A 14,058-nucleotide genomic window follows, 5' to 3' on the forward strand; every position below is an offset into this window, starting at 1 on the left:
GCGTTAACGCCGGTCAACGGCGACGACGACCCGGCCCCGCGCCACCGCCGAAGCCGGGCCGTGAACCGGAGCCGGAACCGGCCGGGAACCGGAGCCGGTGCCGTGGACAGGACAGGGCCGGAGCAGGAACCGGGGCGGGGCGGGGCCGGGGCCGAAGTCGGGAGTGCCCGCCCCCGGCCCGGGCACCCGGATCGGACGGCGCGGGCTACGGCGTCGTCAGCCACGCCCGCAGGCGGGCCTCGCAGTGGTGGATCAGCGCCTCCTCGGCCCGCTCGTCCACCTTGTGGGCGAAGTTCGGGTCGCCGGGGCCGTAGTTGACGGCCGGCACGCCGAGCGCGCTGAAGCGGGAGACGTCGGTCCAGCCGAACTTGGGCAGCGGGGTGCCGCCCACGGCCTCCGTGAAGGCCGCGGCGGCCGGGTGGGAGAGGCCGGGCAGGGCCGCCGGCGAGTGGTCCACCACCGCGAAGTCGGCGACGCCGCAGCCGTCGAAGACCTCGCGCACGTGGGCGACCGCCGCGTCTTCGCCCAGGTCGGGCGCATAGCGGTAGTTGACGGTGACGGTGCAGGCGTCGGGGATGACGTTGCCCGCGACACCCCCGGTGACGGCGACCGCGTTCAGCCCCTCGCGGTACTCCAGCCCGTCGATGACCACGCGGCGCGGCTCGTAGTCGGCCAACCGGGCCAGGATCGGCGCGGCGCGGTGGATCGCGTTGTCGCCCAGCCAGCTCCGCGCGGAGTGGGAGCGGCGGCCCCCGGTGCGCAGCTCGACGCGCAGCGTGCCCTGGCAGCCGCCCTCGACCCGCCCGCTGGAGGGTTCGAGGAGCACCGCGAAGTCCCCGGCCAGCCAGTCGGGGTGGGCGCGGGCGAGGTGGCCGAGGCCGTTGCGGTCGGCGTCGACCTCCTCGTTGTCGTAGAAGACGAACGTCAGGTCGCGGCGGGGCTCGGGCACGGTGGCGGCGATGCGCAGTTGCACCGCCACGCCGGACTTCATGTCCGAGGCGCCGCAGCCCCACAGGAGGCCGTCGGCGTCCCGGCGGGCGGGCACGTTGTCCGCGATCGGCACGGTGTCGATGTGCCCGGCCAGCACCACGCGCTCGGCGCGGCCCAGTTCGGTGCGGGCGACGACGTTGTTGCCGTAGCGCAGCACACGCAGGTGCGGCAGGTCGCCGAGCGCCTCCTCGATGGCGTCGGCGAGCGGCTTCTCCTCGCCGCTGACCGAGGGCAGGTCGATGAGCTGTGCGGTCAGCGCGGCGGCGTCCTGGTGCAGATCCAGCGAGTTGACGGGCATGGGCCGACCCTACCGGGCGCCGGATAGGCTGGTCGCATGGGCGAGCGGGGAAGGGCGCGAGGGGGGCGGTGGCTGCGGGCCGTCGCCGCGGGCGCGGTGCTGCTGGCGCTGGTCGGCTACTTGGTCGTGCAGTACGTCTCGACGGACGGCGGCGGGCCCCGCTGCCTGGTGCGCGCGGGCGAGGGGGAGGAACCCTACGAGCTGGAGCCGGAGATGGTGCGCAACGCCGCGACCATCGAGGCCGTGGCCGCGGCGCGCGGGCTGCCCGAGCGCGCGGTGACGATAGCCCTGGCCACGGCGATGCAGGAGTCGAGCCTGCGCAACATCGACTACGGCGACCGCGACTCGCTCGGCCTGTTCCAGCAGCGGCCCTCGCAGGGCTGGGGGACCTCCGACCAGATCATGGACCCGGTGTACGCGGCGGAGAAGTTCTACGAGCACCTCGTCGAGATCCCCGACTACGCCGGACTGCCGCTGACCGTCGCCGCGCAGAAGGTGCAGCGCAGCGGCTTCCCCGACGCCTACGCCAAGCACGAGCCGCGGGCGGCCCAACTCACCGCGGCGCTCACCGGGCGGGCGGCCACCTCCTTGAACTGCACCGGCCTCGGGCTCACCGCGCCCGGGGACGCCGAGCGGGTACGGGAGAAGCTGCACCGGGAGTTCGGCGCCGACCTGCTGGCGGGCGCCGAGGTCAGCGGCGGGCGGAGCGCCCCGGGCGACGGGGAGTTGGTGATCCCGGTGCCGGACGCGGGGGCGCCGGACGACTCCGGTGACGACGCGCGTCCGGCGGGCACCACGCGGCGCGGCTGGGAGCTGGCGCACTGGTCCCTGGCGAACGCCGCCGAACTGGGCATCGCGCGGATCGGGTACGGCGACCGGGTCTGGGAGGCCGCGCGCTCCTCGGACGGCTGGCGAACGGTGTCCGGCGCGACGGCCGAAGACGTCCGGCTGACGCTGGTACGGGCGCCGCAGACCCCGTAGCCCCGCTCCGCTCCCGACCCGCACCCCGGACACCCCGCACGCCCGTCCCGCGCGCCGCACGGCTCCGCGCCGGGACGCCCCCGTGCCGGGCACCCGCACGCCCTTGCGCCCGACCGCGTGCCGCCGCACGCTCCCGGCTCCCCGCGCCGTCGGACTCCCCGCCGCACGGCTCCGCGCCGGGCGTCCGTCACCGCCCGTCACCGCCCGGCCCTACGCCGGAACGCCGCGCGTCCGGAACCGGCTCCACCGCACGGTGCGATCGGAGCGGCCGTCCCGCGCCGCCCGGCGCCGCCTTCGGACAGAGGTGCGGCCACCCCTCGAAAGGGGCACGTCGCGGTGCGGCGGGCTGACGCCGGGCGGACGGTGGGCCCACCGGGCGCATCCGACCCGACGACCCTTGCGAGCACTGGCCTGCGCGCCCCCAAGGGCCGGACGCCACCGACCAATTGACCGGTTTGCCCCACCCATATGATGCGACGCATTGCCAATCCTTTACCGAACTGGGCCGCAACCTTCCGGGCGGTGCAGGCGATAGGCACGGCGTCCACCGGGCAGCACCCCGGGGTCCCGAACACCACCTCTCCGTCAAAGGAGCATCATGTCCTTCACGCGCCGGATCGCCAAGAGCGCACTGCTGACGGCCGCGGGCGCGGCCTCCGTCGTCGGTGCGGCCGCCGGCTCGGCCCACGCCGTCCAACTGCCCACCACCGACCTGGGTGGCGTCAGCAACCTGGACAACCTGGACACGGAGAACGTTGGCGAGGGCGTCGACAGCGCCGCCCGCAACGTCACCGAGCTGGCCGGCCACGCCGGCGGCGAGGCCGTCGAGCAGACCGTCCCGGCCGCCGGGCGCACGGTGGGGTCGCTCGGCAAGTCCACGCTGCCGATGGCCCAGCGGGCGACCGGCGCCGTCGCGGGCGAGTCCGGCGCCCTGCTGGGCAAGGCCGTCACCTCCGTGACCGACAACGGCCTGCCGACCGACCAGGTGACCAGCCTCGCCCCGGTCGGCGCCAGCTCGCTGGGTGGCGGCTCCATCGCCGGTCTGCCGCTGGGCTGACGCTTCCGGGGACGGGCGCTCGCGTCCTGATCGCCCCCGCACCCCCACGGCGAGGGCCCGGGAACACAAGGTTCCCGGGCCCTCGCCGTGTCCGGCGCCCGCCGTTTCCGGGCGCGTCAGTCCTTCAGGCGCTGCGCCGCCATCGCGACCGCGGCGTCCGTGGCGGTCAGGGCGACGCGGACGTGGCGCGCGCCGGCCGGGCCGTAGAAGTCCCCGGGAGCGACCAGGACACCCCGCTCGGCCAGGGCCGCGACGGTCTCCCAGCACGGCTCGTCGCGGGTGGCCCACAGGTACAGCGACGCCTCGCTGTGCTCGATGCGGAAGCCGTGGCCCTCCAGCGCCGCGCGCAGCACCGCGCGGCGGGCCGCGTAGCGCTCGCGCTGCGCGGCCACGTGGGCGTCGTCCGCGAGCGCGGCGACGGTGGCGGCCTGCACGGGCGCCGGCACCATCATCCCGCCGTGCTTGCGCACCTCCAGCAAGCCACCGAGCACGGCCGGGTCCCCGGCGAGGAACGCCGCGCGGTAGCCGGCGAGGTTGGAGCGCTTGGACAGCGAGTGGACGGCGACGATTCCGGTGTGGTCGTCCCCGCAGACGCCGGGGTGGAGCACGGAGACGGGGTCGGCCTCCCAGCCCAGCTCCAGGTAGCACTCGTCGCTCAGCAGCAGCACCCCGTGCTCACGGGCCCAGGCGACGGTCCGGCGCAGCTCGTCGGCGTCCAGGACGCGGCCGGTCGGGTTGGACGGCGAGTTCAGCCACAGCAGGCGCAGGCCCGCGGGGTCGACCTCGCGGGGGTCGTCGTAGGCCACGGGCTCGGCACCGGCCAGGCGCGCGCCGACCTCGTAGGTCGGGTAGGCCAGGCGCGGGAACGCGACCCGGTCGCCGGGGCCGAGTCCGAGCTGCACCGGCAGCCAGGCCACCAGCTCCTTGGAGCCGACGACCGGCAGCACTCCGGTGTGCCCGAGGCCGCGGGCGCCCAGGCGCCGGCCGCACCAGCCCACGATGGCGTCCCGCAGCTCGGGCGTGCCCCACACCGTCGGGTAGCCGGGCCGGTCGGCGGCGGCGGCCAGGGCGCGCCGCACCACCTCGGGAACCGGGTCGACCGGGGTGCCGACCGAGAGGTCCACGATGCCGCCGGGGTGGGCGGCCGCGGTCGTCTTGTAGGGCTCCAGCCGGTCCCACGGGAACCGGGGCAGCCGGGCGGACAGGGAGGACACGGGGCGGCTCGCTTTCGTGGGCCCGCGCCGGGCGGTGCGGTGACCGCGCGGCGGGCGGTGCGGTGGCGGTGCGGCGGGGGACGGGAGGCCGCCGGGTGCGGCGGCGGAACGCCTCGGTCCCGCACGGCGGGGCGCCGTGCGGGACCGAGGCTCGCGTGCCGGGCTGTACCGGCGGTACTGGCTGTACCGGCAGTGCCGGCAGTACCGGCAGTACCGGCAGTACCGGCTGTACCGGCAGTGCCGGCCGTGCCGGGTGACGCGCGCGGGCGGCGGTGGACCGCCGCCCGCGCGCACGGCGCCGTACCGCGCGGTGCGCGGGCCGCCGACCCGTCGGTCAGGCGGCGCGGCCGCGCGGTGCGCGCCGCGGGGTCACTCGTCGTGCTCCTGCGGCGGGAGCGCGGCGACGAACGGGTGGTCCCGGTCGATCAGACCGAGCTTGCTGGCGCCGCCGGGCGACCCGAGCTCGTCGAAGAACTCCACGTTCGCCTTGTAGAAGTCCTGCCACTCCTCCGGAGTGTCGTCCTCGTAGAAGATCGCCTCGACCGGGCAGACCGGCTCACAGGCCCCGCAGTCGACGCATTCGTCCGGGTGGATGTACAAGGAGCGCTTGCCCTCGTAGATGCAGTCGACGGGGCACTCCTCGATGCACGCCTTGTCCTTCAGGTCGACACAAGGCTGCGCGATGACGTAGGTCACGCTGTCGTTCCTCCTCGATAGGGCCATATCGCGCGGGAGCGCGGCGTCGTCGATGCCCGCACCTAGTATCGCGGTTCCCGGGCAGCAGCAGAACAAGAGGGTCTGGCGAAGCAGTGGAATTCACCATGAGCGGACAGCTTGAGGTGCGGGTGTCCCCCGCTGACGTGGGGAAACGCGTGTCGTTGCGCAGTTTGACCGATCCGGGCGCGGACGGCGCGCGCCTGACGGACACGGTCGGAGTGCTCACATCGTGGACGGACGGAGTGCTGTGCGTCACACGGCGGAACGGCGCGGCGGTGCGCGTGCCGCAGGAGCGGCTGGTCGCGGGGAAGGTGGTGCCACCCGCCCCGGCCCGCCGCCGCGACCTGCCGGCGGCCGGGTACGCCGAGCTGACGCGGGTGGCCGCCCGCGGCTGGCCCGCGGTGGAGAGCGAGCCGCTGGGCGGGTGGACGCTGCGCGCCTCGGGCGGGTTCACCCGGCGCGCCAACTCGGTGCTGGTCCTGGGCGACCCCGGGCTGCCGCTGGACGCCGCGCTGGAGCACGTCGCCGCCTGGTACGCCCGGCGCGGCCTGCCGGCCTACGTGCAGGTGGGCACGGGCGCCGAGGGCGCCGACGAGGTGCTGGCGGCGGCCCTGGCCGAGCGCGGCTGGACCCGTGAGGCGTCCGCGGACGTGCGCGTCGCCGGGCTCGCCCCCGCGCTGGACGCCGCCGAGGATCCGCCCGGGGCCGCCCCAGGGGGCGCCGGCCACCCGGTCGAGGTGCGGCTCGCGCGGGCCCCGGACGCGGCGTGGCTGGGCCGGTACCAGCGCCTGGGGCGGGCGGCCCCCGAGGCGGTCCGCGTGCTCGGCGGCGGTCCGTCCGTGTGGTTCGCCACCGTGCCGGGCGGGTCCGGGGACGCCGGGCCCGCCGCCGCGATCGGCCGCTGCGTCGTCGACGGCCGCTGGGCGGGGTTCACCGCCGTCGAGGTGGCGCCACAGCGGCGCCGCACCGGTCTGGCCCGCGCGGTGCTGGCCGCCCTGGCCCGGCGGGCGCTCGCCGAGGGCGCGTCGGCCGCCTACCTCCAGGTGGAGCGGGACAACGCCGCGGCGCTCGGCCTGTACGAGCGCCTGGGGTTCGCGCCGCACCACAGCTACCACCACCACCGCGCGCCGCGCGGCTGACCGACGGGACGCGGAACCCATGCAGACATCGAAACCGCAACCGACGCCGGGTGACGACGCGGAGCTGCGCGAGCGGTTCGCGCGGGCCGCCCGGGCCGAGCGGCCCGACCTGGCGCTGCTGTGCCTGCTGGTGAGCGCCGCGGGGGACGAGGAGGCGGCCGCGGACGGGATCGACGCGCTCGTCGACACGGCGCAGATCGAACTCGACCGCCTGACCGGCCTGCTGCCCTTCGCGCCCCGGCGCACGCCCCGCGAGTGGGCCGACGCGCTGGCCGCGCTGCTCGGGGAGCGGGCGGGCTTCCACGGCACGGCGGGCGACTACGAGCGGCTGGACTCCTCGCTGCTCAGCGCGGTGCTGCGGCGGCGCCGCGGACTGCCGATCCTGCTGTCGGTGGTGTGGCTGGAGGTGGCCCGCAGGGCGGGCGCGCCGGTGCACGGGGTCGCCCTGCCCGGGCACTTCGTCGTCGGCTTCGGTGAGCCGGGCGGCGCGGACCAGGTGCTGGTCGACCCGTTCGCGGGCGGCCGGGTGCTGTCGGCCGAGGACGCCTCCGCACTGGTGTCCGGGGCCACCGGCACGCCGCTGACCCCGGCCATGCTGCACGCGGCCGATCCCGTCGACGTCGTCCTGCGGGTGCTGGGCAACATCCGGGCCTGGGCCGCGGGGCGGCCCGAGCGCGGCGGGGTGCGGCTGTGGGCGGTGGAGCTGTCGTTGCTGCTGCCGCACCACCCGGCCCCGTTGCGCTACGAGCGGGCGCGGCTGCTGGTGGAGCGCGGCGCGTTCCTGGCCGGGGCGGACGCCCTGGAGGAGTACGCCGCGCTCGTCGCCGACGTCGAGCCGGAGGCGGCACGCGGCGTCCGCGACGAGGCCAGGGCGGCCCGGGCCCGGCTGAACTAGGGCCCGTCCGACCGGTCCCGCCGGGTCGGCGGCGCATGGTGAGGCGGGGCCTACGGGCGCGGCGCCCGGCGTTCCCGGGGGCGCGGCGGCGCCCCCGGGACCACGCGCGGGCGGCCACGGGAGGCGGGCCTACGCCCCGTCGAGCGGGATCACCCCGATGCGCCGGGCCGGGTCCGTCTCCGTCAGGGCGGGGCGGAGGGCGGAGACGACGTCCTGCGGGGTCACCGGCGTGCGGCTGCCGTCGCCGCGCGCGACGAGGACCCCGTCGAACGTGCTTCCGTACAGGTCCTCCAGGGCCTCCAGGTCGTAGTGGTCGACCAGCTTGCCGCTCTCGATGGAGCGCATGGACAGGAACTTCGGCAGGGAGCGCTCCGGGCTGAAGCTGATCTCCGTCGTGCCCGCGCGCACGGTGACCAGACCGGACATCGCCGGCTCCGCGAACTCGCGCAGCGCGCGCTCGAACTCCGCGTCGCTGACCTGCGGCCCCTGCTCGCTGACCGGCAGGGTGACCGTCGTCTGCGCACCGGTCGCGGCCCGCTCGCGGTACGCCTGCTCGACGGCCTCGGCGGCCCGCTCGGGGTCGACGCGTTCCCCGGCACCGCCGCGGTCGACGACCGGCTCGCCGCCCTCGAAGGTGATGGTGGCGCCCGTCTCCGCGTCGGCGTCGCCGGTGAGGTCGGCGAGGACGGCGCGCAGCTTCTCGTCGTCCACCGTGAAGACCGGCTCGGCGGGGTGCTCGCCGCCCACCAGCGAGCCGATGACGGCCACCGGGTTGTACTCGCGGCCCGTCACCGAGGCGACGGTCGTCTCGGTGTCGAGGGAGAGCCCGGCGACGCTGGGCTTGAGCTCGTGGGTCCGCCCCTGGGCCTCCAGGGTCAGCGGCGCGGTGGCGCGCTCGCCGAGCCGCTGCTCCAGGGTGGCGACGGCCTCGGCCTTGCTGCTGCCGCCGATGTCCACGCCGAGGACGGTGGTGCCGTTGGGCACGTCGGCGTGGTTGAGCAGGAGCCCGGCGCCGTAGGCGATGCCGAGGACGCCGGCGGCGGCGACGCCGAGGAGCACCAGCTTGGAGCGCTTCTTCCGGGCGGGCGGCCGGGCCGGGGCGGCGGGCTGCGGCGTGGCGGGCGCCGGGGGCTCGGGCGGGCCGAGGTCGGAGGCGTCCGCGTCCGCCGCGTCGCCCGGTCCTGCAGTGTCGGCCGGCACGGCGGGGATGCCGCCGGGCGCGGTGTCCCCCACGCCGTGGCCCGGCGGCGGGGTCAGCACCGGCGGCGGGCCCGACGGCGGCTGCGCGGCCGCCGGCCCGTCCGCCTGGCCGTCCACCCGGAACTCCGGGGGCAGCAGCGGCATGTCGCCGCTCACCGGGCCGGTGGTCGGCCCGGTGAGCGGCGGGGCGGCCGGCTCCCCGGGCCCGGAACCGTAGGCGTCGGGCCCGCCCGAACCGGCCAGGTGCGCGCCGGCCACGCCCTGACCGGGGCGACCGGGCGCGCCGGCCTCCGGGACGCCGCTGCCCGGCGCGCCCGGTCGCCCCGCTCCCGGCGGCACCGCGATGCCGTCGGGCGGCGTGCCGAACGGGCCGCCGGGCGCGGGCGGCGCGGTGTCCGGGGCGCCGGGGCGCGGCGCGGCCTGCGGCGGCGCGTGGCCCGCGGGCGGCGGGCGCTCGTCGTCCAGGGGCGGCGGGCCGCCCGGCGCCTTGCGCGGCGCGAACCAGGAGCTGGTCTCCCGGGGCGCGGCGGGGGCGGCTGCCTCCGGGGCGGCCGGCGGGCCGGGCGGCGCGGCGGGCGGGTCGGCTCTCCCGGCGTCCGCGGGGGCGTCCGCCTCGCTCACCGGTTTGCGCATGACGACCGGCGGAATGGGCCGGGATCCGGGAATGTTGATCCGGATACGCGTGGTCAGCGTCGTCTCGGTCTTCGGCTCGTCCGACTCGTTTCCCGAGGGATACGAGCTGTCAGTTTCACGGCTCAAAACAGGATCTCCCGGTTGGGTGCGCCGCACTCATCGCGCTGAGGATGGTGTTGCGAGTACGGCTCGCCGGCGGCACTACCTTACTGGGGACGCCCGGTGGGGTCTTCGGGACCGCGTGATCGCGGTGGCGGGGGCGGCTGGACGGTGGCGCACACCACGGCCAGCGCCAGCCCGCCGTAGAGGTAGACGTACGAGCTGACCGCGTCTCCGGCGACGAGGAGGTCGCCCTCGGGCAGCCGCCACAGCGCCAGGGGCAGGACGGTCAGCGTCCACGCCACGGCGGGGACGGCGGCCCCGGCCCGCCGCCCCGTCAGCAGCGAACCGCCCACGCACACCGCCGCGGTGCCCGCGAGGGCGAGCAGCACGCCCCCCGGCGCCCACAGGGTGTGCACCAGGACCCCGGCGAGCCCCGCGGCCACGGCCAGGACCGCGAGGCCGGCGTACAGCGCGAGGCGGACGGCGGAGTGGACAGCGGAGTGGACGGCGGAGTGGACGGCGCTCACCCGTCCACCCCGGCGAAGAGGTCGTCGCCCGGCCCGGGCACGGGCGGCGCGCCGGGGGGCAGGCGGTAGCACTCGACGGTGTGCAGCGGCTGGCCGAGCTCGTTGGAGAGCGCGAACCAGGCGCCGTCCACGGTGATCTGGGTGGCGTGCGCCCGCATGGCGGCCGCCTTCGCCGCGGCGGCCCGCGGCCCGCCGTCGACGCGGACGGCGACCTCGGCGTCGTCGACCACGCCGGGCACGTCGGCGGCGGTGGCGCCGCGCGGGAAGGGGTTGCCCGCGAAGGCCGCGGGCGAGACGGCGGAGCGCGGCACGCAGTTCCACAGCACCCGCCGCACCCGGTGGGGCGCGCCCGGGACGGCGCGGGCGCCGGCGTCGGCCGCCAGCTCGACACCGCGCATCGCCACCCGGTGCGCCTGGATGTGGTCCGGGTGGCCGTAGCCGCCGTCGGGGCCGTAGGTGAGCAGGACCTGCGGCCGGGTCTGCCGGATCACCTCCGCGAGCAGGCCCGCCGCCTCGTCGAGATCGGCCTGCCAGAAGCACTCGGGGCGCTCGTTCTGCTCGGCGCCCATCATGCCGGAGTCGCGGTAGCGCCCGGCTCCGCCCAGGAAGCGGTGGTCGGTGACGCCCAGCTCGCGCATGGCGGCGCGCAGCTCCCCGATGCGGTGGGCGCCCAGGGCGTCCTCGCGGTCCGGTGCCAGGTGGGCGAGTGCGGGCGGGATGACCTCGCCCTCCTCGCCCAGCGTGCACGTGACGAGCGTGACGTGGGCGCCGTCGGCGGCGTACGCGGCCATGGTGGCCCCGTTGTTGATCGACTCGTCGTCCGGGTGGGCGTGGACGAGCAGGAGCCGGCGCTCGGAGGGCGGTGCGGGCGCAGTCATGGCACCTGAGCCTACGCGCCGCCGCTCAGAAGCTGACGCTGCCCAGCATGTCGGCCACGCTCGTGGTGAAGTCGCTGATGGTGGGCGCGACGGAGGAACTGGCGAGGTAGAAGCCGAACAGTACGCAGATCAGGGCGTGCATGCCCTTCAGCCCTGACTTCTTGATCAGCAAGAAGACGATGATCGCCAGCAGCACCACCGCCGAAATCTCCAGTGCCACGGCGGCTCACCTCCAAGGACTGCGTCGGGCGCCCCGGGGGGCGGTCGGAAGTTCGGAAGGTCATGCGGTCATGCGGTCGTGCGGTCGCACCGGGCCTCGCCGACCCCCCGTCCGGAGGGCCAACTGCGGTCTATGACACGGGAATAGCACGTACGACATACCCGTGCGCCCACGCCGCGCAACTGATCATAACGACCGGTGCGGCGACACGGCGCGGTGCACGGGAGCAGACGGGGGCGCACGCCCCGGGGGCGTGGCGGAACCCCGCGCGCGGGGCACGGCGGCGACGACGGCGCACGCGCCGGTCAGCGCGGGCCGGGGCGGGTCGCGCGGGTGCGGGGATAACGGGACGAGCACTCCGTACACGTCCGCCTCCTCCCCGAGCCGCCGGGCCACCGCCGTTCGCCACCGGGCGCTCTACCCCACCGCACCCCTCGTGCAAACCAGCCACGGCCGGCCCTGACGTGGATCACACCGGCCCGTACGCTCGCCCCATGGCACCCGACGACACCCCGCGCGCGAGCTTCCCGCGCCAGCATGCCCGTACCCAGCGCTTCACCCTCGGCGCACCGCGCGCCTTCTCCGTGGCCCCCGACGGCTCCCGTGTGGCCTTCCTGCGCTCCTCGTCCGGCGACGACCGGGCCCAGGCCCTGTGGGTGCAGGAGGTGGGCGCCGGCCCGGACGGCGCGCCGCGCGCGTACCCGGCCGCCGATCCGCGCGCGCTGCTCGGCGGGGGCGCCGAGGAGCTGTCCGCCCAGGAGCGCGCGCGCCGGGAGCGGGCCCGGGAGGGGTCGGCCGGGATCGTCGGCTACGCCACCGACGCCACCGTGGAGTTGGCCGCCTTCGCGCTGTCCGGGCGGCTGTTCACCGCCGAGCTGCGCGCCGGCACCGCCCGTGAACTGCCCGCCGCCACCCCGGTGGTGGACCCGCGTCCGGCGCCGGACGGGCGCCGCGTGGCCTACGTGGCCGAGGGCGCGCTGCGGGTGGTGGAGGCCGACGGCGGCGGCGACCGGGTGCTGGCCGCGCCGGAGTCGCCCACCGTGACCTACGGCCTCGCGGAGTTCGTCGCGGCCGAGGAGATGGGCCGCGGCCGGGGCTTTTGGTGGTCGCCCGACAGCCGCCGGCTGCTGGCCGCCCGGGTCGACGACGCGCCGGTGCGGCGCTGGTGGATCGCCGACCCCGCCCACCCCGGGCGGAAGCCGGCCGAGGTGGCCTACCCGGCCGCCGGCACGCCGAACGCCGAGGTGACCCTGCGCGTGCTGGACGCCGAGGGCGCGGCCGAGCCCGTCGAGGTGGCCTGGGACCGGGCCGCGTTCCCCTACCTGGTCGCCGTGCACTGGTCGGCCGGCGGGCCGCCGCTGCTGCTGGTCCAAAGCCGCGACCAGCGCCGCTGGCGGTACCTGACGGCCGACCCGGACACCGGCCGCACTAAGACGGCGCACGAGGAGACGGACGCCGCGTGGCTGGAGATCGTCGCGGGCGTCCCGGCCTGGACGCCGGACGGCCGCCTCCTGCGCGTCAGCGACGCCGGCGGCGCCCGGGCCCTGGTCGCCGGGGACCGGCCGCTGACCGACGCGTCCCTGCACGTGCGCGCGGTCCTCGACGTCGGCCCGCGCGACGTGCTGTTCAGCGCGTCGGGCGGCGGCGCGGACGCCACGCCGGGTGACGTGGGTGTGTACCGCGTCGGCTACGCGGGCGCGGCGCCCGAGCGGCTGTGGGGCCCGGGGCCGCACGTGGCCTCCGCGGTGCGCGGCGGCGACACCGTGGTCCGCGTGGTCGCGGATCTGGAGGGCCCCGGCGCGCGCGTCGACGTCGGCGGCCACCGCATCGCCTCGCACGCCCAGACCCCGGTCCTGACGGCGCGGCCGCGCCTGCTGCACGCCGGGGAGCGCCGCGTCCCGGCCGCCGTGCTGCTGCCCCGCACGCACCGCGCGGGCGACGGGCCGCTGCCCGTCCTGCTCGACCCGTACGGCGGGCCGCACGGGCAGCGCGTGGTGGCGGCGCACAACGCCCACCTGACCTCGCAGTGGTTCGCCGACCAGGGGTTCGCGGTCGTCGTCGCCGACGGCCGGGGGACCCCGGGCCGCTCCCCCGCCTGGGAGAAGGCGATCGCGGGCGAGATCGCCGAGGTGGCCGTGGACGACCAGCTCCACGCCCTGCGCGCGCTGGCCGCCGACCACCCGCTGGACCTGGACCGGGTGGCGATCCGGGGCTGGTCCTTCGGCGGTTACCTGGCCGCGCTGGCCGCGCTGCGCCGGCCCGACGCCGTCCACGCGGCGATCGTCGGCGCCCCGGTGACCGACTGGCGGCTCTACGACACCCACTACACCGAGCGCTACCTGGGCCTGCCCGACGCCGGGCCGGAGATCTACACCGCCAACTCCGTGGTGTCCGATGCGGGCCTGGTCCGGGCGGCCGGGCCGCGGCGCCCGCTGATGCTCGTGCACGGGCTGGCCGACGACAACGTGGTCGTGGCCCACACGCTGCGGCTGTCCTCGGCCCTGCTCGCCGCCGGTCACCCGCACGAGGTGCTGCCGCTGTCCGGCGTCACCCACATGACGCCGCAGGAGGAGGTGGCCGAGAACCTGCTCCACCTCCAGGTCGACTTCCTGCGCCGCGCGCTCGGCCCACGCTGATCGCCCCGGCGCCCGGGCGCGGCCGTCGGCGCGCCCGCGCCGGCCCGGCCGCGCCCTTGGCTCAGTGCTGCGCGGGGGCGTCGGGGTGGGTGACCGCGGGGTCGTCCTCGGCGAAGAAGCAGGCGGAGTCGTGGTGGGCGGGGCCCTCGACGTAGCGGTACTCGGCGGGGACGGCGAGCGGCGGCACCTCCATCGCGCAGCGCTCCTCGGCCTTCCAGCACCGGGTGCGGAAGCGGCAGCCGGTGGGCGGGTTGGCCGGCGAGGGCACGTCACCGGTGAGGATGATCCGCTCCCGGCGCCCGGCCAGCTCCGGGTCGGGCACCGGGACGGCCGACAGCAGCGCCTGCGTGTAGGGGTGGGTGGGGTGCTCGTAGATCTGGTGGTCGGTGCCCAGCTCGACGATCTTGCCGAGGTACATCACGCCGACGCGGTCGGAGATGTGCCGCACGACGGACAGGTCGTGGGCGATGAAGATGTAGGCGAGCCCGAACTCGTCCTGCAGCCGCTCCATCAGGTTGATCACCTGGGCCTGGACGGAGACGTCCAGCGCCGAGACCGGCTCGTCGGCGAC

13 protein-coding genes are annotated in these 14,058 nt (G+C 76.9%); 5 read left to right on the forward strand and 8 right to left on the reverse strand.

Translation table 11 applies throughout. The features are described from left to right. Nucleotides 1-205: 205 nt before the first annotated feature. Nucleotides 206-1,288: a succinyl-diaminopimelate desuccinylase gene (dapE, locus tag OSB71_RS12370; RefSeq protein ID WP_265947499.1), complete on the reverse strand. Its 1,083-nt coding sequence runs from the start codon at nt 1,286-1,288 to the stop codon at nt 206-208. 36 nt (nt 1,289-1,324) lie between these two features. Here dapE and OSB71_RS12375 point away from each other — a divergent pair, with 36 nt between their 5' ends. Together OSB71_RS12375 and OSB71_RS12380 are read left to right on the forward strand one after the other, a co-directional pair. Next, on the forward strand, nt 1,325-2,269 hold the full coding sequence (locus OSB71_RS12375; RefSeq protein ID WP_265947501.1) for a VldE C-terminal domain-containing protein: 945 nt from the start codon (nt 1,325-1,327) through the stop codon (nt 2,267-2,269). Nucleotides 2,270-2,867: 598 nt separating this feature from the next. After that, nucleotides 2,868-3,326: an ATP-binding protein gene (locus OSB71_RS12380; protein ID WP_265947503.1), complete on the forward strand. Its 459-nt coding sequence runs from the start codon at nt 2,868-2,870 to the stop codon at nt 3,324-3,326. A gap of 116 nt (nt 3,327-3,442) precedes the next feature. Here the strand turns inward: OSB71_RS12380 and dapC are convergent, their stop codons facing one another. Together dapC and fdxA are read right to left on the reverse strand one after the other, a co-directional pair. After that, nucleotides 3,443-4,540, reverse strand: a complete 1,098-nt coding sequence (dapC, locus tag OSB71_RS12385) for a succinyldiaminopimelate transaminase (protein ID WP_265947505.1) — start codon at nt 4,538-4,540, stop codon at nt 3,443-3,445. A 369-nt stretch (nt 4,541-4,909) separates the two neighbouring features. After that, complete coding sequence (gene fdxA, locus OSB71_RS12390; protein WP_265947507.1) at nt 4,910-5,236, reverse strand: ferredoxin; 327 nt, start codon at nt 5,234-5,236, stop codon at nt 4,910-4,912. A 113-nt stretch (nt 5,237-5,349) separates the two neighbouring features. Between fdxA and OSB71_RS12395 the strand changes: the two genes are divergently transcribed. Together OSB71_RS12395 and OSB71_RS12400 are read left to right on the forward strand one after the other, a co-directional pair. Beyond that, on the forward strand, nt 5,350-6,396 hold the full coding sequence (locus OSB71_RS12395) for a GNAT family N-acetyltransferase (RefSeq protein WP_265947509.1): 1,047 nt from the start codon (nt 5,350-5,352) through the stop codon (nt 6,394-6,396). A 19-nt stretch (nt 6,397-6,415) separates the two neighbouring features. Further along, nucleotides 6,416-7,291, forward strand: a complete 876-nt coding sequence (locus OSB71_RS12400; RefSeq protein WP_265947511.1) for a transglutaminase family protein — start codon at nt 6,416-6,418, stop codon at nt 7,289-7,291. A gap of 129 nt (nt 7,292-7,420) precedes the next feature. Here OSB71_RS12400 and OSB71_RS12405 read toward each other — a convergent pair whose 3' ends face one another. The 4 genes from OSB71_RS12405 to OSB71_RS12420 all read right to left on the reverse strand — a co-directional run bounded on the left by OSB71_RS12405 (nt 7,421) and on the right by OSB71_RS12420 (nt 10,851). Further along, nucleotides 7,421-9,250, reverse strand: a complete 1,830-nt coding sequence (locus OSB71_RS12405; RefSeq protein ID WP_265947513.1) for a peptidoglycan binding domain-containing protein — start codon at nt 9,248-9,250, stop codon at nt 7,421-7,423. A gap of 80 nt (nt 9,251-9,330) precedes the next feature. Beyond that, nucleotides 9,331-9,753, reverse strand: coding sequence for a DUF6113 family protein (locus OSB71_RS12410; protein ID WP_265947515.1), 423 nt, complete (start codon nt 9,751-9,753; stop codon nt 9,331-9,333). Further along, nucleotides 9,750-10,631: an N-acetyl-1-D-myo-inositol-2-amino-2-deoxy-alpha-D-glucopyranoside deacetylase gene (gene mshB / locus OSB71_RS12415; RefSeq protein WP_265947516.1), complete on the reverse strand. Its 882-nt coding sequence runs from the start codon at nt 10,629-10,631 to the stop codon at nt 9,750-9,752. The genes OSB71_RS12410 and mshB overlap by 4 nt, the downstream gene beginning before the upstream one ends. Before the next feature lie 25 nt (nt 10,632-10,656). Beyond that, complete coding sequence (locus OSB71_RS12420; protein WP_265947519.1) at nt 10,657-10,851, reverse strand: hypothetical protein; 195 nt, start codon at nt 10,849-10,851, stop codon at nt 10,657-10,659. A 494-nt stretch (nt 10,852-11,345) separates the two neighbouring features. Here OSB71_RS12420 and OSB71_RS12425 point away from each other — a divergent pair, with 494 nt between their 5' ends. After that, nucleotides 11,346-13,487, forward strand: coding sequence for a S9 family peptidase (locus OSB71_RS12425; protein WP_265947521.1), 2,142 nt, complete (start codon nt 11,346-11,348; stop codon nt 13,485-13,487). A gap of 61 nt (nt 13,488-13,548) precedes the next feature. On the opposite strand, the gene OSB71_RS12430 is transcribed toward OSB71_RS12425, so the two are convergent. Beyond that, on the reverse strand, nt 13,549-14,058 hold a 510-nt coding region (locus OSB71_RS12430; protein ID WP_265947523.1), incomplete at its 5' end, for an oligopeptide/dipeptide ABC transporter ATP-binding protein.

Origin of the sequence: Streptomyces marinisediminis, assembly GCF_026262575.1 — a bacterium.
Taxonomy (GTDB): domain Bacteria; phylum Actinomycetota; class Actinomycetes; order Streptomycetales; family Streptomycetaceae; genus Streptomyces; species Streptomyces marinisediminis.